The organism is Psychroserpens sp. XS_ASV72, assembly GCF_041224425.1.
Classification (GTDB): domain Bacteria; phylum Bacteroidota; class Bacteroidia; order Flavobacteriales; family Flavobacteriaceae; genus Psychroserpens.
The window spans coordinates 134,242-159,616 of record NZ_JBGFGL010000071.1 but is presented as its reverse complement, the minus strand read 5'-3'; the positions used below and the strand labels follow the sequence as shown (position 1 = coordinate 159,616).

Annotated in this window: 23 protein-coding genes; 4 read left to right on the top strand and 19 right to left on the bottom strand. The window is 37.0% G+C overall.

What is annotated here, in order from left to right; translation table 11 throughout:
- The first annotated feature begins 95 nt into the window (after window positions 1–95).
- Window positions 96–1,772 carry a SulP family inorganic anion transporter gene (locus AB9K26_RS04475; RefSeq protein ID WP_369971342.1) on the top strand — a complete coding sequence of 559 codons (1,677 nt, stop codon included), beginning with the start codon at window positions 96–98 and terminating at the stop codon, window positions 1,770–1,772.
- A gap of 44 nt (window positions 1,773–1,816) precedes the next feature.
- Here AB9K26_RS04475 and AB9K26_RS04470 read toward each other — a convergent pair whose 3' ends face one another.
- The 19 genes from AB9K26_RS04470 to AB9K26_RS04380 form a co-directional block, all read right to left on the bottom strand.
- Window positions 1,817–2,182 carry a hypothetical protein gene (locus AB9K26_RS04470; RefSeq protein ID WP_369971341.1) on the bottom strand — a complete coding sequence of 122 codons (366 nt, stop codon included), beginning with the start codon at window positions 2,180–2,182 and terminating at the stop codon, window positions 1,817–1,819.
- Between the two features lie 44 nt (window positions 2,183–2,226).
- Window positions 2,227–4,299: a thiamine pyrophosphate-dependent enzyme gene (locus tag AB9K26_RS04465; protein WP_369971340.1), complete on the bottom strand. Its 2,073-nt coding sequence runs from the start codon at window positions 4,297–4,299 to the stop codon at window positions 2,227–2,229.
- A complete protein-coding gene (locus AB9K26_RS04460) occupies window positions 4,296–5,618 on the bottom strand; it encodes a dihydrolipoamide acetyltransferase family protein (protein WP_369971339.1) in 1,323 nt (440 codons plus the stop codon). Before AB9K26_RS04460 ends, AB9K26_RS04465 begins: the two co-directional genes overlap by 4 nt.
- Window positions 5,619–5,620: 2 nt before the next feature.
- Entirely contained in the window at window positions 5,621–6,217 is a 597-nt protein-coding gene (locus tag AB9K26_RS04455) for a transferase hexapeptide repeat family protein (protein WP_369971338.1), read from the bottom strand.
- Window positions 6,217–6,966 carry an enoyl-CoA hydratase/isomerase family protein gene (locus tag AB9K26_RS04450; RefSeq protein WP_369971337.1) on the bottom strand — a complete coding sequence of 250 codons (750 nt, stop codon included), beginning with the start codon at window positions 6,964–6,966 and terminating at the stop codon, window positions 6,217–6,219. Before AB9K26_RS04450 ends, AB9K26_RS04455 begins: the two co-directional genes overlap by 1 nt.
- 55 nt (window positions 6,967–7,021) lie before the next feature.
- Window positions 7,022–9,523 (bottom strand): phenylacetic acid degradation bifunctional protein PaaZ, encoded by a 2,502-nt coding sequence (gene paaZ, locus AB9K26_RS04445; RefSeq protein WP_369971336.1) that lies wholly within the window; start codon window positions 9,521–9,523, stop codon window positions 7,022–7,024.
- Window positions 9,524–9,570: 47 nt separating this feature from the next.
- Window positions 9,571–10,782 carry a 3-oxoadipyl-CoA thiolase gene (pcaF, locus tag AB9K26_RS04440; RefSeq protein WP_369971335.1) on the bottom strand — a complete coding sequence of 404 codons (1,212 nt, stop codon included), beginning with the start codon at window positions 10,780–10,782 and terminating at the stop codon, window positions 9,571–9,573.
- A 1-nt stretch (window position 10,783) separates the two neighbouring features.
- Window positions 10,784–11,194 carry a PaaI family thioesterase gene (locus tag AB9K26_RS04435; protein WP_369971334.1) on the bottom strand — a complete coding sequence of 137 codons (411 nt, stop codon included), beginning with the start codon at window positions 11,192–11,194 and terminating at the stop codon, window positions 10,784–10,786.
- A 249-nt stretch (window positions 11,195–11,443) separates the two neighbouring features.
- A complete protein-coding gene (locus AB9K26_RS04430) occupies window positions 11,444–12,631 on the bottom strand; it encodes a 3-hydroxyacyl-CoA dehydrogenase NAD-binding domain-containing protein (protein WP_369971333.1) in 1,188 nt (395 codons plus the stop codon).
- A gap of 52 nt (window positions 12,632–12,683) precedes the next feature.
- The gene (locus tag AB9K26_RS04425) at window positions 12,684–13,469 is read right to left on the bottom strand and encodes an enoyl-CoA hydratase-related protein (RefSeq protein WP_369971332.1); all 786 of its coding nucleotides are present in this window, start codon (window positions 13,467–13,469) and stop codon (window positions 12,684–12,686) included.
- 109 nt (window positions 13,470–13,578) lie between these two features.
- Window positions 13,579–14,079, bottom strand: a complete 501-nt coding sequence (gene paaD / locus AB9K26_RS04420; protein WP_369971331.1) for a 1,2-phenylacetyl-CoA epoxidase subunit PaaD — start codon at window positions 14,077–14,079, stop codon at window positions 13,579–13,581.
- A gap of 46 nt (window positions 14,080–14,125) precedes the next feature.
- Window positions 14,126–14,881 carry a 1,2-phenylacetyl-CoA epoxidase subunit PaaC gene (gene paaC / locus AB9K26_RS04415; RefSeq protein ID WP_369971330.1) on the bottom strand — a complete coding sequence of 252 codons (756 nt, stop codon included), beginning with the start codon at window positions 14,879–14,881 and terminating at the stop codon, window positions 14,126–14,128.
- The gene (paaB, locus tag AB9K26_RS04410; protein WP_369971329.1) at window positions 14,881–15,171 is read right to left on the bottom strand and encodes a 1,2-phenylacetyl-CoA epoxidase subunit PaaB; all 291 of its coding nucleotides are present in this window, start codon (window positions 15,169–15,171) and stop codon (window positions 14,881–14,883) included. The genes paaC and paaB overlap by 1 nt, the downstream gene beginning before the upstream one ends.
- A gap of 77 nt (window positions 15,172–15,248) precedes the next feature.
- Window positions 15,249–16,205, bottom strand: a complete 957-nt coding sequence (gene paaA / locus AB9K26_RS04405; RefSeq protein ID WP_369971328.1) for a 1,2-phenylacetyl-CoA epoxidase subunit PaaA — start codon at window positions 16,203–16,205, stop codon at window positions 15,249–15,251.
- 64 nt (window positions 16,206–16,269) lie between these two features.
- Window positions 16,270–17,343 (bottom strand): 1,2-phenylacetyl-CoA epoxidase subunit PaaE, encoded by a 1,074-nt coding sequence (paaE, locus tag AB9K26_RS04400; RefSeq protein ID WP_369971327.1) that lies wholly within the window; start codon window positions 17,341–17,343, stop codon window positions 16,270–16,272.
- 135 nt (window positions 17,344–17,478) lie between these two features.
- A complete protein-coding gene (locus tag AB9K26_RS04395) occupies window positions 17,479–20,049 on the bottom strand; it encodes a hypothetical protein (RefSeq protein ID WP_369971326.1) in 2,571 nt (856 codons plus the stop codon).
- Between the two features lie 79 nt (window positions 20,050–20,128).
- Window positions 20,129–20,704 (bottom strand): TetR/AcrR family transcriptional regulator, encoded by a 576-nt coding sequence (locus AB9K26_RS04390; protein WP_369971325.1) that lies wholly within the window; start codon window positions 20,702–20,704, stop codon window positions 20,129–20,131.
- A 24-nt stretch (window positions 20,705–20,728) separates the two neighbouring features.
- Window positions 20,729–21,889 carry a hypothetical protein gene (locus AB9K26_RS04385; protein WP_369971324.1) on the bottom strand — a complete coding sequence of 387 codons (1,161 nt, stop codon included), beginning with the start codon at window positions 21,887–21,889 and terminating at the stop codon, window positions 20,729–20,731.
- A gap of 70 nt (window positions 21,890–21,959) precedes the next feature.
- A complete protein-coding gene (locus tag AB9K26_RS04380; protein ID WP_369971323.1) occupies window positions 21,960–22,574 on the bottom strand; it encodes a DUF4230 domain-containing protein in 615 nt (204 codons plus the stop codon).
- A gap of 131 nt (window positions 22,575–22,705) precedes the next feature.
- Here AB9K26_RS04380 and AB9K26_RS04375 point away from each other — a divergent pair, with 131 nt between their 5' ends.
- From AB9K26_RS04375 to AB9K26_RS04365, 3 genes are all read left to right on the top strand, one after another.
- The gene (locus AB9K26_RS04375) at window positions 22,706–23,365 is read left to right on the top strand and encodes a hypothetical protein (RefSeq protein WP_369971322.1); all 660 of its coding nucleotides are present in this window, start codon (window positions 22,706–22,708) and stop codon (window positions 23,363–23,365) included.
- A 180-nt stretch (window positions 23,366–23,545) separates the two neighbouring features.
- A complete protein-coding gene (locus AB9K26_RS04370) occupies window positions 23,546–24,250 on the top strand; it encodes a hypothetical protein (protein WP_369971321.1) in 705 nt (234 codons plus the stop codon).
- 174 nt (window positions 24,251–24,424) lie between these two features.
- Entirely contained in the window at window positions 24,425–25,132 is a 708-nt protein-coding gene (locus tag AB9K26_RS04365) for a hypothetical protein (RefSeq protein WP_369971320.1), read from the top strand.
- Window positions 25,133–25,375: the final 243 nt, after the last annotated feature.

Here is a 25,375-nt window from a genome sequence, read left to right as displayed (position 1 = left end):
ATCAATGTTTCATTGATGCTTTTTTTGTTCATGGAATCTATCTTTAAGCTTTAGTTAGAAAAACCTATCTTTGCCGACTTCTAAGAACAGATATTATGATTTTAGGTCAAACAACTAGAAAAAATTTTACTCAAAATCCAAAAAACGACATCTTATCAGGATTGACTGTGGCTTTAGCACTAGTTCCTGAAGCTGTAGCTTTTGCATTTGTGGCTGGCGTTCCTCCACTCGTAGGTCTATATGGCGCATTTATGATGGGAATTGTAACCGCTTTGTTTGGTGGTCGACCAGGAATGATTTCAGGTGCTACTGGTGCTATGGCAGTTGTAATGGTACATTTGATTCAAAAAGGGAATTCAGTTGGACTAAGTTTGGAAACACCCATTGAAAACTTAGGATTGCAATGGCTATTTATAACTTTACTTATAGTTGGTGCCATTCAAATTTCAGCAGGTATATTTAAGCTTGGCAAATTTGTTCGACTTATACCCCATCCGGTTATGATGGGATTTGTTAATGGTTTAGCTATTGTTATTTTCATATCGCAACTCGGTATGTTCCCTAACGCTGTTCCAAAAGACATTTCGATTTGGAATAACACTTCAGAATGGTTTTCCTATCTATTTTCAAATGTAACCTTATGGAAAATGCTAGGCTTTATTGGTTTGACCATGGGAATCATGTTCGGTTTACCAAAACTTACTAAAAAAATACCAGCTGCATTGATTGCTATTATCGTTGTTGCTGGAATCACTATTTCCACAGGTATTGAAATGAATACTGTAGGATCATTCATTAGAGATGGTGGTGGCGAAGGACTAAAAGGTGGTTTGCCTACGTTTCAAAGTCAGATTTTCGGATTGTTCGATACCCTTTCAGGACATTGGAGTTTGATTTTTTCAACAGCTTTTATCTTAGCTGCTGTTGGCTTAATAGAATCATTAATGACCCTAAACCTAATTGATGAAATCACCGAAACTCGTGGAAACGGTAACCGCGAATGTGTTGCTCAAGGTGGCGCCAATATACTTAACGGACTTTTTGGAGGCATGGGTGGATGTGCTATGATTGGCCAATCTATCATTAATGTAGATTCTGGAGGTCGCGGTCGACTTTCTGGCGCTGTGGCTGCCATTGCTTTATTGTGCTTTGTGCTTTTTGGAGCCCCATTAATTGAACAAATTCCAATTGCTGCACTTGTTGGAGTGATGTTTATGGTCGTTATTGGGACCTTTGCATGGAGTAGTTTTAGGATTATCAGAAAAATACCGCTATCTGACGCTATCGTATTAATTGCTGTTTCAGCTATTACCGTTTGGAAAGATTTAGCCATCGCTGTTATAGCTGGTGTTATTATTTCGGCATTGGTCTTTGCTTGGAAAAACGCCTTGATGATTAGAGCTCGAAAGCGATATAAGGATGATGGGACTAAAATTTATGAAATTTGGGGCCCTTTGTTCTTTGGATCCATTCAAAACTTCAATAGTAAATTTGATGTAAAAAACGATCCACAACAAGTTGAGATAGACTTTGTTGAATCAAGGGTAAGTGACCATTCTGCTCTTGAGGCTATTTTCAATTTAGTAAACAAGTATGAAGCTGAAGGAAAGTCAATTAAGCTAAAACATTTAAGTGAAGACTGCAAAACTCTTTTGTATAAGGCAAATCCAAAATTTAAAGAAGTTATTATTGAAGCGATAGACGATCCAAGATATCACTTGGCTGCAAATCCAGAAAAATTCACCAAGCCCTTATCAGAATATGATATATAAAAAAAGCGACCAAAATTGGTCGCTTTTTTTAATTTGATAACTCATTATAAATCTTTAGCAAGATTTAAATATTTTTTATACTGCTCCTCTTTCAGTATCTCTTTCATTTTAGCTTCAACATATTTGTCCATTTTAGCTTGCTTAGCATTAAGTTCCTTCCCTTCTATTTCAGAACTTGCTTTACTAAGTTTCTCTTCAGATTTAAGAAAGAGATTATATACCTGCTCTTGTTGTTTGCTACTTAATTCTAGTGCTCGCACGAGCTTAGTTGTTTTGGTTTTAGCTGTAGCTTGTACAGTTTCAGAAACTTGAGTTTGCGTGTTATTTTTAATTTTGGCTTGCGCATCAACCGCCTGATTTCCTAAAAACATAAACACTGCTACTGCTATAAATAGAATACTTTTTTTCATAATAATTTAAATTTATTTATGGGATTCAATATACAAAATAAAAGCTAATAATTAATTAACTCCTCTATTTTAGCTTTTACTTTTTCTGTCGATGGAATCATGGTCTGCTCTAAAGTTGAATTCAATGGAATCGCTGGCATATTTTCACTACCTATAGTCATGACTGGAGCGTCGAGAAATTTAAAACACTGTTCTTGGATTTTTCCAGCTAACGCTAAAGCAAAACTGTTATTGGAAGGTTCCTCTGTAACTACTAAACATTTTCCGGTTTTCTTAACAGACTTCATAATGGTATCTTCATCTAATGGATACAAGGTTCTCAAATCAATAATCTCAATCTGATCTCGCATTCCTAATTCACCTGAAGCATTGTAAGCCCAATGGACTCCCATGCCATAGGTCACAATCGTTAGGGTTTCAACATTTTCCTGCTTCCATATTTCCTGTAATACCCAAGCCTTTCCAAAAGGTAACACATAATCTTCATCTGGCTCTACAGAAGTTGCTCCTTGAGTTCCTGGCACTTTTGACCAATACAAACCTTTATGCTCTAGAATCACCACAGGATTTGGATCGTAGTAAGCCGCTTTCATCAAACCTTTTAAATCTGCACCATTGCTTGGATAGGCTATTTTAATCCCACGAATATTTGTGATAACACTTTCTACCGAAGAAGAGTGGTAAGGTCCACCACTTCCATAGGCTCCAATTGGTACACGTAAAATCATGCTCACTGGCCATTTGCCATTGGACAAATAACAACTTCGACTAACTTCAGTAAACAGCTGGTTTAATCCTGGCCAAATATAATCTGCAAACTGCACCTCAACGATTGGTTTTAAACCAACTGCGCTCATACCTACCGTTGAACCTACAATAAAAGCTTCTTGAATTGGTGTATTGAATACGCGATCGTCACCAAATTTTTGGGCTAAGGTTGCAGCTTCACGGAACACACCACCAAGTCGCCCTCCAACATCCTGACCATACAACAAACATTCTTTATGTTTTCTCATCAATTCCTCTACAGCAAACAAAGCACAATCGACCATTACCACTTTATCGGCTCCTTTAGGTGAGCGTTCTCCTTTTTCCTCAGTAATTGGTGTTGGCACAAAATCATGGGTAAACAAATCCTCAGGCTTTGGGTCTTCAGCTTTTAGGGCTTTTTTAAAATCGGATTTGACTTTTTTCTCTGCAGCATCCTCAATAGCTTTGACTTCTTTTTGAGTAAACCCATTATCCAATAATTGTTGTTTGAGTACTGGATAAGGATCTCTCGACTTGGCTTCTTCCAAATCATCGCGATACCATTCCATGCGAACACCAGACGTATGGTGATTTAATAATGGCACTTTGGCATGCACCAAAAATGGACGACGTTCTTTTCTAATAGTAGCGATAACCTTTTCCAAAGCGTTATAACTTTCAATAAAATTAGCACCATCGATAGAAACCGCTTCCAATCCGTGAAACCCTTGCGCATATTCCGCAGCATTCTGCGCTCTGGTTTCAGCTTCATTAGCTGAAATATCCCAACCATTGTCCTGTACCAAATATAGTATTGGCATTTGCTTCAAGGCTGCCATCTGAAAGGCTTCAGCTATTTCGCCTTCAGTAACAGAAGCATCACCTAAAGAACAAACCGTTATGGGTTTTAACTTAGAGGTATTGTCTTTATCAGCTACATTCGGATTGTTAAGGTTTTGTTTTTCCAAGTATTGCATTCCCATAGCCACTCCTGTCGCAGGAATTGCTTGCATTCCAGTTGCTGAGGATTGATGTGGTATTTTTGGTTTATCGTCATCCTTTAAACTGGGATGCGAATAATAGGTTCTTCCTCCAGAAAACGGATCCTCTTTTTTAGCCAGCAATTGCAACATCACATCATAAGGCTCCAAACCAAACGACAAGAGCATCGCATCGTCTCTGTAATAGGGAAAGGCATAGTCTTGAGGTAGCAATTGCATACCCAAGGCCGTTTGAATGGCTTCATGTCCTCTTGAGGTAGCATGCACATATTTGGAAACCTGCTTAAAATTAGCTTCATACAACTCTGCCATGGCTTTAGCAGTACATAAATTGGAAAATCCCTTTTTTAATATGTCTTTTTTCATATAGTTCTTTCTACATCAAACTGTTCAAAATAGTCGGCAACACGTCGCACAAAACTTCCGCCTAGAAATCCATCTACCACGCGATGGTCAAAAGACAGCGATAAGTACATCATACTTCTGACGGCAATTTCATCACCTTTTTCTGTTTCAATAACTTCAGGACGCTTTTTAATGATACCTAATGCGAGAATGGCAACTTCGGGCTGATTGATGATTGGTGTTCCCATGACGCTACCAAAAGTTCCTACATTGGAAATGGTAAAGGTACTTCCACTGATGTCATCTGCTTGTAGCTTGTTATCCCTTGCCTTTGTAGCCAATTCATTTACATTGGCTGCTAAAGCCTTCAAATCTTTTGTATCGGCATTTCTTACCACAGGAACAATTAGATTCCCACTTGGTAAGGCCGTAGCCATTCCAATATTGATATCGTCTTTTACAATGATATGTTTTCCATCAACTGAAGCATTGATATTTGGAAAATCCTTTATGGCTTTTGCAACCGCCTCAACAAACAATGGTGTAAACGTTAAGCGTTCGCCATATTTCTTTTCGAACGCCTTTTTGTGCTTGTTTCGCCATGCCACCATATTGGTCAGATCGGCTTCTACGTAAGCTGTAACATGTGGCGAAGTATGTTTGGAATACACCATGTGATCAGCAATCATCTGGCGCATACGATCCATTTCTACAATTTTTCCTTTGCCTTTATCGAATTCCAATTGTGGAATGCGATACGCTGTTGGATCCTGAACTACTGGTTGTGCAAATTGGTATGGTCGTCCCTCTTCAATATACTGAAACACATCACTTTTACGCAAACGTCCGTCATGACCTGTAGCAGGAATCCGAGCCAATTCTTCAAAACTGATATGGTGTTGTTTGGCTATAGAAATGACTAAAGGTGAAAAAAATCGGTCTGTATCTGAAACCGTAAATGCTGTTGAGGCAGGAACTTGTGTTGCATTTGAAATAACAGTACGTTTCTTTTTAGAGATATCTTTTTTTGAAGATGGCTCCATCGGTTTTGATTGTTCTGCTTGAGGTTTGGATTTTTTCTTTGCACCCGACTGCGAACCATCAGCATTAATGATGGCTATGGTTTCACCAATTTTAATGACTTCATTGGCTTCAAAAAGAATTTTTTCAATCGTACCAGATACATTTGAAGGCACTTCCGAATCTACTTTGTCTGTAGCAACTTCTAGAAGCATTTCATCTTCTTCAATCGTATCACCTACATTTTTGAACCATGTGATAATGGCTGCTTCTGTTATACTCTCACCCAACTTGGGCATTTTAAATTCTACTTTCGACATGGTTATTTTTTCATAAAATCACGAAGCGTGGCATAAACATCGTCTTGTAATATTCTATCTTTTGGAACGTCTCTTAAAGGCTCTACTTCTTTTAACGTATCATGACATTCTTTTGGTAATTGCTGGTATAACTGTGTGCCTTTGGTCTTCCAAGCAATCATGTCGTCACTAACTTCCTTAATAATTTTTGCAGGATTCCCAACGACTAAACTCCGATTTGGAATTTTGGTTTCAGCTTTCACAAATGACATAGCTCCAACAATACATTCATCACCTATTTCAGCATCGTCCATAATGACTGTATTCATTCCGATTAAACAGTTTCTACCCAAATTTGCCCCATGAATAATGGCACCATGACCAACATGGGCACTTTCTTTTAAAGTGATGGATTTCCCAGGAAACATATGCACTGTACAATTCTCTTGTACATTGACACCGTCTTCCAAAATGATTTGTCCCCAATCACCACGAATGGCAGCTCCTGGACCAATGTAGCAGTGTTTCCCTATAATGACATTACCTGTTACAGCCGCCAAAGGATGCACAAAGCTCGTTTCATGAACAACTGGTATGTAGCCTTGGAATTCGTAAATCACTATTTAAATCGTTTTAACGTTTCTTTGGTGAACTCACTTAGCACCAATCGTCCACTTATTTTAGCACGTTGAATCAATAACTGATCCCAATCTTCTGTACCACGCCAAAACATGGTTTTCATTTCGGTCATGGCTTTCGGATTATAACTACAAAGGTTTTCTGCAAAGGTCTTTACACCTTCATCAAGTTCTTCAGTAGTTTCAAATAGTTGTGTGTACAAGCCTTTCTGTCTTGCCCATTCCGCATCAAAAAAAGAATTAGCATCAATGGCAATTTGCGACATGGCACTTAATCCTAATTTGCGTTGAACCGCAGGACCAACCACAAAAGGACCAATACCAACATTTAATTCACTTAATTTTATGGCTGCAAACTTAGTTGCCATGCAATAATCGGTTGCCGAAGCCAGACCGACACCACCTCCAACGGTTTTACCTTGTACACGTCCGATAATAAACTTCGGACATTTACGCATAGCGTTGATCACATTGGCGAAACCAGAGAAAAATTCTTTTCCAGTTTCATCATCTTCAATGGAAATGAGTTCTTCAAAACTTGCACCAGCACAGAATGTGCGATCTCCTCCACTTTTTAAAACGATTACTTTGATGTTGCTATCTTCTCCAGCATTCTTTATCGTTCTTGCCAATTCCGCCAAAATATTTGAAGGCAATGAGTTATGCGCAGGATGAAAAAACTCAATATATCCAACTTGGTTTTCTATGGTTTGTTTTACGTATGGTTCCATGTATTGATTTGTATGATTAAGCCTCTCGTTCTATATAAGAGGTGACAATGTTCTGTTATAATAATCCGAATTGTTCAAAATGATGATTTAAATGCTTGCGTTCCAACAAATAGGACTCGTAGCGATTCAATTCACCAAAGACTAAATTCTTAAGTTTAGCCTCTGGATGTTCCTCAAAAAATGCAAGGTACTTTTCACGTTGTCCGTTAAATTTCTCGATTGCTGTTTGTAAATCAGGATGCTTCAAATCGTCTAACGTATCCTTTTCAAGTTGTGGAAAATTAGTATTCCTTGGAAACTTGTCATAGTTGTATAAACTCGCGTGTACCTTTTCCAAAATCTTTTCAGGTGTAGCTACTTCAAAATCCTGTATCTCACCTGAAGCTATTTTATACGTATACTCCAGATGTTCGATCATGTGTTGAGGTGTCATTATTCCCCATTTTGGTTTAGCATCAGCCGTTAATTTACCCAGACATTCTTGGATTTTTTCTTCGGTCATTTCAACAAAAGTCTCTTGTTTTTTCTGAACCATGGTGAGAACCGTTGCAAAGGCTACTTTTTCATCGGTATTGGCATCGAAAATTTCGGCATACCATTTTACAATTCCGCTAGGATGTTCTGCTGAAGCCACATCACGATCTACTTTTTGCTTACAAGTTAATCGCACATAGATGGTATCGTTATGATACAATGGACGAAGGAAACGACATTCTTCCAATCCGTAATTTGCAGATACTGGTCCTTTATTTGGATACACAAACAATCCAGCAGCAGCTGAAATGATAAAATAGCCATGAGCGGTGCGCTTTTCAAAAATACTTCCATCAAGTGAGGTAATATCGGTATGCGCATAAAAATGATCCCAAGTAAGATTCGAAAAGTTGATGATATCTGAATCTGTTATGGTACGGTTATGGGTTTTCATCGACATTCCCGTTTGAATGTCTTCCCAATGGTATTTAAACGGATGTTGCTCAGCCTCTTTATACTTCGCGTTTTGCTGATAGATTCCAGTGATTTCAGTGATGGAAGTTGGGGAACCCTGAATAGCAGTACGTTGTAAATAATGTTTGATACCTCGCATACCTCCCATTTCTTCTCCGCCACCAGCACGACCTGGACCACCATGAACCAAATAAGGCAACGGTGAACCATGACCAGTACTTTCTTTAGCACTTTCTCTATTGAGCACTAAAATTCGACCATGGTGACTAGCGGCATTGATGACATAGTCTTTCGCAATGTTATCGTCATTGGTTACTATAGACGACACTAAAGATCCTTTACCCATTTTAGCCAAAGCCACAGCTTCCTCTATGCTTTTGTATGGCATTAAGGTACTTACTGGACCAAAAGCTTCACGTTCATGAATTATAGTATTGTCGAATGGATGATCTGCTCGAAGTAAAATCGGACTGATAAACGCACCTTTTTTGGCATCGGCTCCAATCGTTTCGATTTTATCGAGATTTCCATAAACCAGTTTAGCTTCTTTTGCCAAGTCATTGACTGAATTTTTAACCGCTTCAACTTGCTGTTTACTGATGAGTGAGCCCATTCGAACTTCCTTAAGTCTTGGGTCACCGATCGATACTTTATCCAAGGCATTTCCAAGAGCAATCTGTACATCTTCAATTAAATTTTCAGGAACAATCGCTCTTCTAATTGCGGTACATTTTTGACCTGCCTTAACGGTCATTTCCTTTCTAACTTCCTTAATAAAAAGTTCAAACTCTGGAGTGCCAGGAACTGCATCTGGTCCTAAAATAGAAGCATTCAGAGAATCTGCTTCAGTAGTAAATGGAACTGATTCTTCTATTAAACGTGGGTGTGTTTTCAACAATCTTCCTGTGGAAGCAGATCCCGTAAACGTGACCACATCTTGAGATTCTACGGTATCCAAAATAGTTTTGACGGTACCATTGATGATTTGTAAGGCACCTTCCGGTAAAATTTTAGATTCGATAATCGTTCGTGCTACCGCTTCGGCTAAATAGGATGAGGATGGTGCAGGTAATACCACCGCAGGCACACCAGCCATCCAATTGACTGCACATTTTTCCAACATGCCCCAAACCGGAAAGTTAAAAGCATTGATATGAATTGCTACACCTTGCTTAGGCACCATGATATGATGCGCCATAAAGCGTCCACCACGAGATAAATCGATAGGATCACCTTCCACGTGGTACGGCTGATTAGGGAATAGTTTTCGAAGCGATGCATTGGCGAATAAATTCCCAAATCCACCTTCTATATCAATCCAGCTATCGATTTTAGTAGCACCAGTTCTGTAGCTCAACTCGTAAAAGGCATCCTTACGCTTTGTCAAGTATAAGGCCAGTTTCTTGAGCATATTTCCACGCTCTTGAAAGGTCATTTTGCGAAGCTGCTCACCTCCTTTGGTTCTTCCGTAGTTTAGAATTTCAGGAATGTCAAGTCCTTCAATGGCAACACTTGTAAATGCTTCACCAGTGATTGCGTCTAGTACTGGAGTACCCTCTTCAGTGCCAGTTGTCCATTGTCCTTGAACGTAATGTTGTATTTTTTTCATATTTGAAAGTTTATAAAGATTCCGTACGGAGTAGGAATAACAACTTTTTAATAATTCACATTTTCAATAACTGCTGCATACCCTTGACCAACTCCAATACACATGGTAACCAGCGCGTACTTTTTATTTTGTTCTTGAAGTTCCAAAGCGGCAGAATAGGCAATTCTCGTTCCGGTAACACCTAAAGGGTGCCCTATGGCAATCGCTCCACCATTTGGATTCAATCTCGGATCGTCATCTTCGAGTCCCCATTCTCTTACACATGCCAAAGCTTGAGCTGCAAAAGCTTCATTGAGCTCGATGATATCTATATCATCCATAGACAAGCCTGCTTTTGTAAGAGCTTTAATGGAAGCTTCAACAGGACCAATACCCATAATTCTTGGCTCGACACCCACAACAGCAGAACTGACTATTTTCGCCAAAGGTTTCAAATTATATTTTTCTACAGCTTCTCCTGATGCAATGATTGTTGCTGCAGCGCCATCGTTTAATCCAGAGGAATTTCCTGCGGTGACACTACCATTGGACCGGAATGCTGGACGCAATTTTGCTAAAATCTCTAAATTCGTGTTTGGCTTAATAAACTCGTCTTTTGAAAACTGAATAGGATCTTTTTTTCGCTGCGGAATTTCGACAGTTACGATTTCTTTTGCCAAACGTCCATTTTCTTGTGCTTTGGTTGCCTTCATTTGACTCCAGTGCGCAAATTTATCTTGATCTAGTCTTGAAATCGCATATTTATCCACAAGATTTTCAGCCGTGTTTCCCATTCCGTCTGTACCATACATTTCATGCATTTTCGGATTTATGAATCGCCATCCAAAACTTGAGTCATACATCTTGGAATCGTTTCCGAAAGCACTAGACGATTTTGAAATCACATAAGGTCCACGTGTCATATTTTCAACACCTCCAGAAATAAACACGTCGCCATCACCAGATTTAATAGCACGATTAGCATGAATAATTGCCGACAATCCCGAACTGCACAAACGATTAACCGTTTCACCAGGAACTGTATAAGGTAAACCTGCCAAAAGACCAGCCATTCTTGCTACGTTTCGGTTGTCTTCTCCAGCTTGATTAGCACATCCTAAAATAACATCGTCATAGGCTTCTTTTGGAATATTTGGATTTCGATTTACCAATTCAGCAATCACCAAAGCAGCCAGATCATCTGTTCTAACAGCTCCTAATGTTCCTTTGTAATTACCAATAGGTGTACGTACACCATCAATGATATATGCGTCTTTCATACTAATTATTTTCCCATGGTTTTTGAGTTCTGTATACAACACCTTTAAATAAGGCTACTAACTCATTATTTCTTTTGACTTCAACAACGTTGAAACCTAATTTTGTTTTTACTTTTTCAATAACCGATTCTGCAACCAGATAATCACCTTCTTCCAAAGCCTCAATATGATTGATACTGGTTTCGATGGATACTGCATAATTGCCATGTGTATTGGCTGCAAATCCGAAAGCGGTATCTGCAAGTGCATAACTAATGCCTCCATGTGCTTTGTTCATGCTATTCAACATCTCTTTCCGTATCGTCATTGCCACTTTACAGCGTCCAATTTCACACTCTAAGATTTCGATACCCAACCATTGGCTGAAGGCATCCTGACTGAGCATTTTATGTGGTATTTCTATCCCTTTCATTTATTCTTTTTAAAAGACCTTTTTTTTGTCTTTATTCATTTTTGTCTTGACACAAAAACGAATCAAAAAAGTCAATTTGAAATGAGGAATTTTTCAATCTCAAAACCCGATTGAAAACCAAAAATAAAATCTAAATTCAGTCCAAGGTTTCCTGAATTCTTAACGATTTGATTTTTATATTCTGCATTTCAAAGTTTTTCTCAATGCTTCGCATTGATTATATTACTTAATAATAAGACCGCCTATTTATCATCTCTTACTATTAAAAAATGTTTTATTGTCCCTCTTCATTTTTCGCAATAACGGACTGCAACGGTAACGGTCTTCTCGATACATATCGTAAAGCACATCCATTTGATTCACACACCAATCGATACCTTTTTCATCAGCCCAAGCCAATAATCCTTTAGGGTAATTAACACCTTTGGTCATGGCATTGTCAATATCTTCTGCAGAAGCTATGTTTAAAAACAAAGCATCGGCAGCCTCGTTGATTAACATAACCAAAACACGATTAAAAATTTGTTCTGACAATTCTTGATGAGATCCTGAATCAAGTTCAGGATGACTGACATTTTTAATTTTTCCTATCTCGTCATAATCATAATAACCTTTGCCAGACTTTCTACCAAGGTATCCAGCTTCGGAAAAACGCTTTTGGGTAAATGAAGGCTTGTATCTCGGATCGAAATAAAAGGCTTCAAAAACGGTTTCCGTAACGGTATAATTAACATCGTTACCAATAAAATCCATGAGTTCAAATGGTCCCATTCTAAATCCGCCAAGCGTCTTCAAACTCCAATCAATCGTGGCAAAATCGGCAATACCTTCCTCATATATCCGCAACGCTTCACCATAAAATGGACGCGCCACTCTATTAACAATAAAGCCAGGCGTGTCTTTAGCTACCGCAACGGTTTTTTTCCAATCGGAAATGGTGTTCACGGAAGTCTCCAAAACAGCTTTAGAAGTTTGAATGGCTGGAATAACTTCCACCAATTTCATCAAAGGTGCGGGATTAAAAAAATGAATGCCGATACAGCGCTCAGGTTTTTGAAGGGCAGAAGCAATCGACGCTATGGACAAACTTGAGGTGTTGGATGCAATGATACAGTTGCTCGATACGTAGGTTTCCAACTCTGAAAAGACCTTTTTCTTGATCTCTAGGTTTTCAATAATGGCTTCGATAGTCAAATCTGAATTTGATAATTCTTTTAGGGTATCGACATAAGTAATATTAGACTTAATTCTTTCTTTTTCAGAAGTGTCGATTCGTCCTTTTTCAACCAAACGATTCATTATTTTTTCCAGTGAAGTCTTTGCTTTGTCTAATGCCTGTTGATTGGTATCATACAGTTTTACTTGGCAATCAGCCGTAGCAGCAACTTGAGCAATGCCACTTCCCATGGTTCCGGATCCTATTATTCCTACGTTCATATTTTTTTATTTGATGAGATCCTGAAACAAGTTCAGGATGACAACACTACAATTATTTTCCTTTAAAAGTTGGTTGACGTTTTTCAATAAATGCAGCAACACCTTCAGCATAATCATCACTTCCAGCGGCTGTAATTTGGTTTTTAGATTCGAGTGCTAACTGTTCTTCTAAGTTATTTGTGAGCGATTTATTAAAGGTGCGCTTAATAAGTCCCAAAGCCATGGTTGGTAAATTGGCCATCTTAGCGGCAACATTATCAATTTCTTCCTTAAATTTTTCTGAAGGCACATATTTATAAATCATGCCAATACGTTCTGCTTCTTGAGCTGAGACCTTATCACCCAACATTGCCAAGGCAGATGCCTTTTGGAAGCCAATCAATCTTGGTAGGAAAAATGTTCCTGCACTATCTGGAATCAAACCAATTAAACTGAAGGCTTGAATGAAACTCGCCTTTTCATCTGCGATGACCACGTCACAAGCTAAGGCTATATTAGCTCCTGCTCCAGCGGCAACACCATTGACGGCGGCTATGATGGGTTTTTCAATGGTTCTGATTCTTGAAATGATAGGATTGTAATGTTCCTCAAGGATTTTCTTAAATCCAGGATTCAACTCTGGTGAGGTGACTTCCTTTAGGTCTTGACCAGCACAAAAGGCTTTTCCACTTCCGGTTAAGACCATTGCCCTCACGTCTGGATTGGTTTCACAATCATCTAAAATGGACTGTAAACTCAAAGCCATCTCTCGGTTAAAGCTATTAAAGACCTCTGGTCGGTTAAGCGTGATGTACGCTACCTTGTTTTCAATTTTTAAAAGAATTGAATTATTGCTCATACCTTATTTTAATTGGCGTTAAGGATGGAGGCTTTGTTGGAGCTCTTTGGTTTTGTTATTCAAAACCAAAAGCGACTGCCGAGAGCCTGACCCTTGGGTAACGCTATACTTATTTTAAACATTTAAAATAGTCAAATGGTTCCTGACAATCCTCGCACTGAAATTGTGCTTTACAGGCTGTTGAACCAAACTGACTGACCAATCGTGTGTTTGTTGACCCACAATTGGTACATTTTACAATACGTTTGCCGTGCAGTAAAACCGCTTTGTCTGCCTCAGGCTCCAAAGGTGCTGCGATGCCGTAATCTTCTAAGGCTTTACGACCCTTAGGCGTGATCCAATCGGTTGACCATGCAGGATGCAGAATTAATTCTACCTCAGCTTCATAACCTGCATTTTTCAAAGCCCTTTTGATATCGTCTCCAATCACATCCATGGCCGGACAACCGCTGTATGTTGGTGTAATCTGAACCTTTACCTTTCCATCCAAGACAACCGCAGACCGTACAACACCCATATCCATAATCGACAACACGGGTATCTCAGGATCTGAGACCTGCTCCAGTATTGGGATTAATTTTTCATCGATATGTTGTTCTGTCGTTGTCATGTATTGAGACCTCTCGACTGCGCTCGAGGTACATTTAAATTTTGAATTACCATTCCATGTTAGGATAAGTGCGTTGCATGTATTGTAGCTCAGCTAAAATATATCCTAGATGTTCGGTGTGAATTCCTTTTTTGCCTCCTTTTTGGAAATATTTGGATTCTGGGACCTCTAACGTGGCCTCTTCTAAAACACTTGAGACGTTATTGTAATAGGTGTCCTTAAGTTTTGTCACATCTACACCTATGCCTTCGGAAACCATCACTTTATCGGCTTCTGTTTGATGAAATAATTCATCGGTGTAAGGCCATAAATCGTTGATAGCTTCTTGTATTTTTATTTTGCTTTCTTCAGTTCCATCACCCAATCGTTTGATCCAATCGGAAGAAAAGCGTTCGTGATAACGCACTTCCTTGATACATTTGTTCGCTATAGCAGACAAGGTTAAGTCTGAACTTTTCTGAAGTTCTTCCAAAAACATCAAATGGTACGCATCAAACAAAAATTGTCGTGCGATGGTGTAAGCAAAATTGGTATTAGGTTGTTCCACCAACAATACGTTTAAATACTCACGTTCTTTCCGAAGCATCGCAATATCGTCTTCTGTTCTGCCGTCACCCGCAACCTTTCCTGCATACTGAAAATAACTTCTTACCTGTCCGAATAAATCCAAGGAAATATTGGTACAGGCAATATCGGTTTCCAAACTAGGTCCATGACCACAGAGTTCTCCCAATCGTTGACCGAGAATTAGGCTATTATCTGCAATACCAAGTATATATTGATATAAATTTTCGTTTTTCATTACATATGTTTTACATCATCTGGAACATCATAAAAGGTAGGATGGCGATACACCTTATCTTGAGCTGGTTCAAACAATTCCCCATTATGTTCAGGGTTTGATGCCGTGATGTGTTTGGATTCCACGACCCAAATACTTACTCCTTCATTACGTCTGGTGTAGACATCACGTGCATTTTCAAGTGCCATTTCGGCATCGGCTGCATGCAGACTTCCAAAATGCCTGTGCTCTAGACCGTTTTTGCTTCTTACAAATATTTCCCAAAGTGGCCAGTCTTTTTTCGTTGCCATAATTATAAGTATTGAGATTTTAGTATTGAGACTTGAGAGACACTTTGATGAAACCCTTAAATCTCAAGTTAAACTATTTAAACTGCTTGTTTTTCTTTACGATCTTGTTTTTTCTCAGCGTAAGCCATTGCAGCATCGCGAACCCATTCACCACGTTCCCAGGCTCCAACACGAGCTTTCATGCGTTCTTTATTCATAGGTCCATGACCTTTGACCACTTGCCAGAATTCATCCCAATCGATTTCACCAAAATCGTAACTTTGTCGTTCTTCATTCCATTTCAAATCTGGATCAGGAACCGTAATTCCCAAAATATCCGCTTGAGGAACGGTTTGATCAATGAACTGCTGACGCAATTCATCATTAGTTTTACGTTTGAGTTTCCATTTCATGGATTGTTCTGTGTGCACAGATTTATCATCCGTTGGCCCTAACATCATTAAACTTGGCCACCACCAACGGTTAAGTGCATCTTGAGCCATTTCCTTTTGTTCAGGTGTTCCATTGCAAAGTTTCAACATGATTTCAAATCCTTGTCTTTGGTGGAAACTCTCTTCCTTACACACACGAACCATCGCTCTAGCATAAGGTCCGAAAGAGGTATTACATAAAGGCACTTGATTAATGATGGCAGCACCATCTACCAACCAACCAATCGCTCCCATATCTGCCCAAGTGAGTGCTGGATAATTGAAAATACTTGAGTATTTCGCTTTTCCACTGTGCAATTGCTCATAGAGTTCATCTCTAGAAACCCCTAAGGTTTCGCAAGCACTATACAGATATAAACCATGTCCAGCCTCGTCCTGTACCTTCGCCAGCAAAGCGACTTTACGACGCAACGAAGGTGCACGTGTAATCCAGTTGCCTTCAGGTAACATTCCAACAATTTCCGAATGTGCGTGTTGTGAAATTTGCCTAATATGTGTTTGGCGATACTTTTCTGGCATCCAATCTTTAGGCTCTATTTTTTCATCACGAGCAATGCGTTCATTAAATTGTTTTTCTAAACTTTTAATTTGATCTTCACTCATAATCTTAAATTTTTCTTTTTCAACTTATTTTAGATTCCGTATCATAGTGCGGAATGACAGTCATTTATACATCAAAATCCACCACCACTTTTTGGGTTTTAGGGACTGCTTGACAACTTAAAACATAATCTTGATCAACCTCATCAGCTTCAAGCGCATAATTGATTTTCATTTCGACATCGCCTTCCTTTACTTGACATTTACACGTACTGCATACACCTCCTTTACAAGCAAATGGCAAATCGGCTCCAGCACCTAAGGCAGCATCGAGAATATTATCAAACTCCTTGGTCATGGTAAAGCTGAACTCCTTTCCGCCATCGATGATGATAACTTCAGTACCTTCAACATTTTGCTTTGCCAATCGTTCAGCACGTTTGATATCCTCTTCTGAAAGTCCGGTAACAAACAATTCAAAGTGCACCAATTCTTTAGGCAAACCTGCTTGAATCAAGTATTGGCTTACAAAATTCACCATTTGTTCTGGTCCGCAAAGAAAAACTTCATTGGTATCTGGCAAATCGATAAAAGTCGTTGTCAAAACCTTCATCTTCTCATCGTCAAATCGGCCATTGAATAATTCAATATCACGACGTTCCTTGGTTAGAAAATAGTAAATCTCCAATCGTCCGAAATACGTGTTTCGCAATTGCTCCAATGCTTCCTTAAAGATAATGGATTTTGCGGTCTTATTCACATAAAACAACTTACAAGTTGAGTTGGGCTCAGAAGCCAAATGTGTTTTGATCATCGAAAGAATTGGCGTGATGCCACTTCCTGCAGCAAAAAACAGATAATTCTTAGCGTTCTCAGGATTTACGGGAACGCCAAAAGTTCCGCTTGGTGTCATCACTTCAAGAAAATCTCCGGCTTTCAAAGTAGAGTTGACAAAGGTCGAAAACTTACCACCTGGAATTTGCTTAACGGCTACCTTCCATAGGTTTTCATTCGGACTGGAACACAAGGAATAGGAACGACGCACATCTTCATCATTGATTGTTGCCTTCAAAGTAAGATGTTGCCCTTGTTTGAATTTAAAAGTGCCTTGTAGTTCTGTAGGAACTTCGAATGTAACTACAGATGTGTCATTGGTTTCCCTGTAAACATCTGCAACTTTTAACTTGTGAAAATCTGCCATATCTAAGCTTAAAAACCAAAACTAACGCTTGTTAGTTTTTTCACAAATTTACGAAATATTTATTTAATACAAATCCTAAAAATCCAAGAATTGAAGTGTGATTATTTTAGTAAAAAATAGACTTTTTCATAGTTGTTAATTGATGCTCTTAATGAATTTTCCATTTTCCCAATAACCAGCTTGGTAATCATTTTCCTTATAATACATCACACCTTTACCGTGGATGGTTCCATTTTTCCACTCACCGAAATAGTATTTGTTTTGACTCCATGAGTATACACCCATACCATGACGCTTACCATCTTGCCATTCGCCATGATAGGATTCATTACCGTTAAAAACAGCTTCACCTATACCATGTTGTCTTCCATTTTGCCATTCTCCAAAATAGGTATTTCCTTTACTCCATTCATAGTAACCTTCACCATTACTACAATTACCTAAAAGGCAATTCCCAGTATTGGTATAGCGCAACTTAACCGAGTGAATAGGTTTGGCATCTGCATCCAATGTTACGACGCCGTAACTATTGTCTTTACTGTCATAAACCAAAGCTTTTCTCAAATCCATATCAATCAATTCCAAACCGTTTGGTGTGTATCTTATCAGTAACCCTGTAGGTGGTTTTGCATAACCATTTGGAAAAGTTCCAACAATACTGATTTTATCATTTTCGTAATTGATATGGTGAAAACCATAGGCATTTCCATCCTTAAAAAATGCCTCTACAACAGTACCATTACTTTTGGTTCGAACGCCATAGCCATTGCTGCAATCTCCAGACGTACATTTACCCATGGTTTTATCAATAATATCTATAACCCTATCCGAGTTTCCAACAACTCCTTTAGTGGCACTTATTTCATTTGGATAAAGCAATGGATACACCTCACCTACTTTAGTATTTTTATAACCCAACATTTTATAGGATTCGGTTGTGTTTTTTATGGTCACTAATAAATCGATACTATTAGTGTCCCATTTGGTCTCCAGCTGACCTGAGATACCATCGAAACTGTTATTATAAGCAAAGAATGAATTGTCCTTTACCTTAAACCAAAAACCCTTTTTACTATTGATCTCTATAAGTTCCGCTGGATGTTTCTGTTCTGCTGAAACTTCGGAATAATCCCTAAAACGATACAAACGTTTATTGGGTTTATCGATGACGAGAATATCCTTTCCAGCCCATTTGGCATGCAGACCTTCCTTTAGCTGTTGACCATCATCGAACAATTTGAATTCTGAACCATCTTGGTTTTTACTCCATGTGAATTTTGTATCAAACTTGGCAGCTTTATTTATAGAGCTTCCATGAGCATTGGCATTAAACCTTAAGATTGGATATATTTTTCCTTCTGGGACATTTTTAGAATCTTCAAACACCCATTTTTCACCATTGGACTTAGTGCCAATTAAATTCCCTTGAGGATCAAATTCATTAGAAATAAACACAGTATCAAACTGAATTGTATCGCCATTCAAATCGAAAACAAGAGCACCTCCATCTTCAGTCTTTATCCAATAACCTAAATTGTTAGTCAAGGTTTCCTCTTTCGCCTTAAGATAAGTATCTCCTAATGATTCATCATAATCCTGAAGTCGGTACAAACGTTGGGAATTCGTGTCAAAAACCAGGACATCCTTAGTGATTCTATAATTTCGTATCGATCCTTTTTTTCCTTTTAACTGAACACCATCGACAAACACATTGAATGTTCCATCTTTGGTTTTCTTTTTCCAAAATACACCCTCATTTGGTATAGTGGTTTCCGATAGCTTTTGAGATGCTTTGTTTTTTGCTATCGCTTCTAACAATTTAGAATCTGTTGTAGATCTGTAGCCTGTTTTCTTACCATTGGAATAGCTAATTTCTCTAATAACGATATTTTTTTCCAAATCTTTTTCTTTGATATTATATCGCGCTATCCAATTATGGTATTCGTCATAAACATAATTAAATACCGCATCACCTAAATATCCTCTAGTTTCTTTAATAATATCGTTTCGATCATTATATTGATAAATGTTGGGCTTGGATTTAAAAGAATCGTCATTCACATCAAAAACCGATTGAAATGAGAGCATCAATCCATTATGATAGCCATAAGTACTTAACGAAATCTTTCCATCAGGTTTTGTCGATTTCTTTTCAATTATGAGTCCATCAGCGTTGTATTTCAATTCGTCTTCAGAACCATCATATCGCATTCTGTGAATTGTATTTTTTAAGGAGTTATAAGTGTAGACATCAGTCTTTTGATTAAGGAATTGTACAGTATATAAAGTTTTTATCAACTTGCCCTTAGAATCATAATCATATACGATTTCAGGAAAATAAACAGATGGTCTATTGTTCTTATCTGTATTATTCACTTTGACCAACTTACCTTTGTTGTACGTATAGCTGCTATGCTTGTATGGTTCAATAGCTAATGCATCATTTTTTATTATCGTTTTTGAAATTAATAATCCGTTGCTATCAAAATTCAAAGTCGTTTCTTCAATACTTTGTTTTCCAAACAAAGAAGATGTATGGAATTCATATAGATCTTTAGGGTAGATTTCACCTGATCGTTTTAGGTTAAAATCCTCATTCATTAAATGATTCTCGATCCCTAAAATGGAATGTTGCGTTGGTGTATTTTGGGCATGACCAATAATTAAAACAAAGCACAAAAGCAGAGAGAGGAAATTACTTTTCATAATTTACTATTTAGAAAAGTAAGATACTATAAAGTTTGTTTGAATCCCATACGACAAATGACGTATAATAAAATAAGGGTTAGCTCGTCTGGCTGATACCTTTAATCAATATCTGACTTAAACTTTTAGCCAGTTGTTTCGGATTTAAATCTTCTTTTTTGGGAATCCATAGATAGAGTGAACGCAGTGTAGATAACATTGAAAACAGTATGACCTCTACGTTTTCATCAACAATTTCACCTTCACTTATCCCATTTTCTATGATGCATCGTATTTCATTTTCATAATTTGACCTCAATGTCAAATAATATTCCAATTGGTCTTCCAAATGCATCCAATCATTGTTCAGCGAAGCCATTCCATTGGTGTTATAAGATGTAATATTTACATGCAACTCAACGACTTGCTTAAGTTTTTCTATACTAGAAATATCTGAAGCAATGACCAACTTAATACCTTTTGTAAATGCTTCAGCTATCGAGATGATAATTGCTTTTAAAATATCTTGCTTAGAAGCGATATGATTGTATAAACTTGCAGCTTTTATCCCTAATTCTGAAGCTAAATCACGCATGGTTACTGCGCTATAACCTTTTTCCTTAAAAAGCTTGGCTGCGGTAGCAATGATTTCTTCTTTACGTGTTTCTGATTTCATTTCCCCAAAAATAATGGAAATGAATTAATTCTTCTTGGGTTTATATGGCACTGTTTTTATCTCTTTAGTCCCATAGGTCTTTTCGTATTCTTTTACTGTTTGCATAGACATACTTCTTATACTTGATCTAATGTCTTTAGGCAATCGCTTCACAACTTCATTTACATGCTCGCTCTTCATATTCATCATCATCTCATACGTGTCTTTGGGATTGATTTCATACGCATCGACAAAAACCTTGGTCATAGCATCATAAGCCTGCTCTTGGGTTTGTCCGTTCTGCAAAGCTTGATTATAATTTTTTTCTGAAAGCTGCAAAAGGCAATTTGTATCAGACTTACACTGACTTATTGGACTTACGGGTTTAGAACTATTGATTTCTTTTAACAGTTTTTGCTGTTTATTAATCTGCTCAAGTTGTTTTGGCACTTCGGTGACAACCTTTTTTACAGTAGCATTAATTATACTATCGTATTGAGTCTTGGTTATTTCAGGCAACTTATTAATCGCCATTAATTTGCCGCTTTTGAAATTCTTTATCTCAAAGTATTGATTTTCGATTGAAAACAAAAAATGACCGTTAGGCAATACTCTAACATTCTCCAATTTTGGCGAACTTCCATTGGCATAAACTACGAAATCTGACTTGGTTACATCGCCTTTCATAAGCACTCTACTCCAATAGAAATTGTTACTATTAGGTGGCAAACGTTTTAACTCTGTGATTCCATAATAATCTTGACTATACAAGAACGTATAGGAATAATTAGAATCTTTAGGAGACATTACAAAAATCTTGGTATTAGGCGTTGTTAAATTAACATCTTTTAAATCTAACTCTCGTCCTTCGCAGTAGATATAAAAATCACCTTTATCATCAAAATAAATGAAGTTGGGTTCTTTTCCTTCTAAAACTTTCTCGGCTACGCTAGTCTTATTTTGAGCTGCTGATAAGTAACTAAGCTTTAAAAGTGTTTTTGAATTTGGAACGTACACATAATAAAACAAGGAATTAAAATTTGATATGTATGTTATGTCACTACTTATATTTTCTCCTTTAGAATTGAATATCTCAAACTTATTGGCCACTCTTGAATAGGTATACTGCTCACTTTGGCCAAAAAAAGACCAGTTTAAACCAAAGAGAAACGCTAATGCGATTAGTGCTGATTTAGAAACAGACATTTTAAAATGTTTATTGGTTTTACTAAGATATTAAAAGAATGACTACAAAATTATACGCAAAATGACGTATTTATAGTTTCAACTCAAAAAAACGATCAACCTCATCAATAGGTGTTTGATTGTATTCTAAGGTCCAACCTAATGAATTGGTTAGGATATAAAACTTGGACAGTTCACTAATCAACCTGTTTTTTGCATTGGTTTTGAGATCTGAAGCCTCAATTTTTTTCATTAAGGATTTCTTTACAATGGCTTTAATTTCGTTATAGTCCTTGGCCTCAAATGGATTCAAGAAATCGGCCTGAATATCATAGTACTCAAAATCTGGAGCCACCTTGATTTCCGCTTCAGGTATTGCCGTAATCTGCAGTGTTTTGCTGGCTTCATCAATAGTGTATTCTATCTGACTCAAATCATAAGCAATGCTTACTTCGGCATTAACCACAACTAAGGCTTTTTTTTCAACTTCAATCAAATCTCCAAAAACAGCCTTAGAATTCTGATAACTAAAGACCTCACTGAAATGACCTTCTGTAACGACAAGTTTTCCAACATTCTGAATTTGCTTTTCAATTAGTGCAGAATGTTCTTGAAGCGTTATTCTATCTTCCTTACGGTCACTGCAATACTTGAATGTAAAAAGAATGATTAGCGTGATGACAACACCAAATACAATTTTTCGCATAAGCTAATTTAAACATTATAATTATTTCTAAGGTTCAAAGCAATAATTAAAAAAGTGACCTTTCTAAGCTAACGGTGTCTTAATATTCCCAACCTAGAACGAAATATTAAAAATTGAAAAAGTAAAACGTTATGGACAAAAAACTACTTACGATACTCTTAATGCTATCTACATTTTTAATGAATGGTCAGCAAATCACCTTTCAAAAAAATGTAAATTATAAAGCCCGGATTTTACAACAAAAACTCAATAAAGATAAAGACAGTCTCATTCTGAGCAGTAAAACAGCGTCCATATCACAAGTTGACATCTTTAACGAAACCTATTCAAGGCAAATTTCGGTAAACAGCTCGAGTACTGCTATTGACCTCAAGGAACTTCCTGTAGGAAATTTTATCGTTCAAGCTCAAGTAAACAAGAAATGGATTGTGATGTATTTGCAAAAAAAGCCTGCTGCAGTTACTGCTATGAGGTCTGATAAAAAATCGCTTTACTATTGGGTGGTTTTAGAAAGCAATTCCAATTTTGGATCACGCAAATCCATGAAATTAGAGCATAAAGACAGAGTTGCAAAGCTTATCACCAAGAATCAATTGGAGTTAAAATCAAAAGTTGGAAAAGACAATACTTTACAGGTTTACCCTGTTTATGACAAATCTGAATTCATGAACATGCAGTCAAGAAATTCAAATTATTACCAATCGGTCGAAAACTCAAAATATTTTGATTCTGAACCACTTTACGACTCTAATGAGTATCTTAAATCTGATACTCATCTTGAATCTATTTAAGAGATTCAAACTGAATTAAAAGCATCAAAAAAACTTACTGGTTTCATCAAAAACTAAACTAGACCTTCATTAAATTGGTCTATATTTTAATCAAAAGACAGTTTTAAAAAGACATTTTATATTGACTCATATCGTTAAAAAAACTAAATTTGATTAATAACCATAGCCCAAATGATAGCCATGAAGACAAAATTTTATGTTATAATACTTACCCTATTTTCTGTTTTTTCATATGGGCAAAGTGTTTTTTTTCAAAAAAACGTAAATCACAAAGCTAAATATCTAGAACAACATCTGACCATCAATAATGACTCCCTAGTTTTAGTAAGCAGTAAAAAACCCATCATTCAAGTTGATTTTTTAAAAGAAGATTATTTAAAAAGTATTGATGTTAACTCGAATACCGCAAAAATTGACCTTAGCATATTACCTATAGGCAGCTTTATCGTTCAGGCAAGAGTGGGCAAGAAAAGAATTGTTATGTACTTAGATAAGCGGCTGGATATTGATGAAAGCCTAATCGACAATGAAGTAAAACTTTCAACATTACTAAAAGCTAAGCTCCCAAAAATAAAAAAGGCTAAAAAAATTGATAAAAACACAAAAACCTATTATTGGGTGGTTTATGAAAGCAATAATAATTTTGGCTCAAGTAAATCCATGAGTTTGGAATATAAAGACGAAGTGCAAGAGTTAATTTCAAGGGTTGAATTAGAACTGAAATCTGAAGTTGGCAAAAACAATAGCCTTCTTGTTTATGAGGTTTACAACAAGGCAAAATTCATGAAGAAACAGCTCAGGAATCCGAAATACTACAAATCAAAGCATTCTAAAGTTTTTAATGCAAAACCTTATTATTCTACCAAAAAGCAAATCACGCCTTAAGCCTTTACGTATTTGTTTCAACTTTAATTATAAGCTATAATTCCTAAGGCCATAAAGGTGAAACATTATCTTAAAAACCTCTACAGGTTTTAATGTAATTGGACTGAAATCAGCCTGAAATAGACCGATATATTATTTTTTGCTTATATTAGATTTGACAAATGCCCCAAAACCATGTCAAAAACAACCTACATTGTAGCAATCTTGCTATGCTCCATACTCAGCTATGGTCAGCAGATTAAATTCCACAAAAACGTTAATTACAGAGCAAGCGTCTTAGAGCAAAGCCTTGAAAACAATGGCGATGTCTTGGTTCTTGAAAGTAAAAACAATCACATTTTACAGATTGATATTTTTAACGAATTCTATTCAAAAAGCTTAGAGATCAATGACACTAAAACCAAGATCAATCTAAAAACTTTACCAATTGGAAATTATGTCATTCAAGCCAAAGTGGACAAAAAATGGATTGTAATGTACTTGGAAAAAATGGATGAAACACCTCTTACTTCCAAAAATTCTAAAGACAGATATTTGACGCATACATTAAATGAGGCAGACACCATAACCAATAGCCCAAATGAAACGAAAAAAGTAAACTATTATTGGGTCGTTTATGAAAGTAATTCGAGCTTTGGCTCTCGAAAATCTATGCGACTGGAATACAAAGAAGATATTGCTAGAATCATTTACAAGAACAAATTGGAATTGAAATCTTCAGTTGGAAAAAACAACAAATTAACAATTTACGAAGTTTATAATACTTCCGAATTTATGCCCAACCAACTTAAAAATCCATCGTATTATGAAACAGGAAAGTCTGAAGCTTTTAATGCGATACCTTATTACACTTCTGTAGACACTAATCAAGAGGGCTTTTAAAATCGAACTTCTCACATAGCTTATTCTTTGTTTCAATAGGCATAAATCAAGATCAAACTATACAATAGCTTAGGAAAGTCGATTGTTAAAGACCGTTAAACTTCGTTAAAAAAAAGAAAAATTAAAACCGTCCTATAAAATCATACGTATATACATTATACAGTGCCATAATACGCTAATATGATTCAAAATTTTGCAATGTTATGGACTCCACTTCCAAATCTACTTTATGTAATACCATTA

Excerpts from the sequence above, each read along its gene's own strand:
- AB9K26_RS04450 (WP_369971337.1), bottom strand. The coding sequence starts at position 6,966 with ATGGAACCATACGTAAAACAAACCATAGAAAACCAAGTTGGATATATT.
- paaE (WP_369971327.1), bottom strand. The coding sequence starts at position 17,343 with ATGGCAGATTTTCACAAGTTAAAAGTTGCAGATGTTTACAGGGAAACC.
- AB9K26_RS04425 (WP_369971332.1), bottom strand. The coding sequence starts at position 13,469 with ATGAGCAATAATTCAATTCTTTTAAAAATTGAAAACAAGGTAGCGTAC.
- AB9K26_RS04370 (WP_369971321.1), top strand. The coding sequence starts at position 23,546 with ATGAAGACAAAATTTTATGTTATAATACTTACCCTATTTTCTGTTTTT.
- pcaF (WP_369971335.1), bottom strand. The coding sequence starts at position 10,782 with ATGAAAGACGCATATATCATTGATGGTGTACGTACACCTATTGGTAAT.
- paaA (WP_369971328.1), bottom strand. The coding sequence starts at position 16,205 with ATGAGTGAAGATCAAATTAAAAGTTTAGAAAAACAATTTAATGAACGC.
- AB9K26_RS04365 (WP_369971320.1), top strand. The coding sequence starts at position 24,425 with ATGTCAAAAACAACCTACATTGTAGCAATCTTGCTATGCTCCATACTC.
- AB9K26_RS04435 (WP_369971334.1), bottom strand. The coding sequence starts at position 11,194 with ATGAAAGGGATAGAAATACCACATAAAATGCTCAGTCAGGATGCCTTC.
- AB9K26_RS04380 (WP_369971323.1), bottom strand. The coding sequence starts at position 22,574 with ATGCGAAAAATTGTATTTGGTGTTGTCATCACGCTAATCATTCTTTTT.
- AB9K26_RS04430 (WP_369971333.1), bottom strand. The coding sequence starts at position 12,631 with ATGAACGTAGGAATAATAGGATCCGGAACCATGGGAAGTGGCATTGCT.
- AB9K26_RS04470 (WP_369971341.1), bottom strand. The coding sequence starts at position 2,182 with ATGAAAAAAAGTATTCTATTTATAGCAGTAGCAGTGTTTATGTTTTTA.
- paaC (WP_369971330.1), bottom strand. The coding sequence starts at position 14,881 with ATGAAAAACGAAAATTTATATCAATATATACTTGGTATTGCAGATAAT.
- AB9K26_RS04465 (WP_369971340.1), bottom strand. The coding sequence starts at position 4,299 with ATGAAAAAAGACATATTAAAAAAGGGATTTTCCAATTTATGTACTGCT.
- AB9K26_RS04395 (WP_369971326.1), bottom strand. The coding sequence starts at position 20,049 with ATGAAAAGTAATTTCCTCTCTCTGCTTTTGTGCTTTGTTTTAATTATT.
- AB9K26_RS04385 (WP_369971324.1), bottom strand. The coding sequence starts at position 21,889 with ATGTCTGTTTCTAAATCAGCACTAATCGCATTAGCGTTTCTCTTTGGT.
- AB9K26_RS04475 (WP_369971342.1), top strand. The coding sequence starts at position 96 with ATGATTTTAGGTCAAACAACTAGAAAAAATTTTACTCAAAATCCAAAA.
- AB9K26_RS04390 (WP_369971325.1), bottom strand. The coding sequence starts at position 20,704 with ATGAAATCAGAAACACGTAAAGAAGAAATCATTGCTACCGCAGCCAAG.
- paaD (WP_369971331.1), bottom strand. The coding sequence starts at position 14,079 with ATGACAACGACAGAACAACATATCGATGAAAAATTAATCCCAATACTG.
- paaB (WP_369971329.1), bottom strand. The coding sequence starts at position 15,171 with ATGGCAACGAAAAAAGACTGGCCACTTTGGGAAATATTTGTAAGAAGC.
- paaZ (WP_369971336.1), bottom strand. The coding sequence starts at position 9,523 with ATGAAAAAAATACAACATTACGTTCAAGGACAATGGACAACTGGCACT.
- AB9K26_RS04375 (WP_369971322.1), top strand. The coding sequence starts at position 22,706 with ATGGACAAAAAACTACTTACGATACTCTTAATGCTATCTACATTTTTA.
- AB9K26_RS04460 (WP_369971339.1), bottom strand. The coding sequence starts at position 5,618 with ATGTCGAAAGTAGAATTTAAAATGCCCAAGTTGGGTGAGAGTATAACA.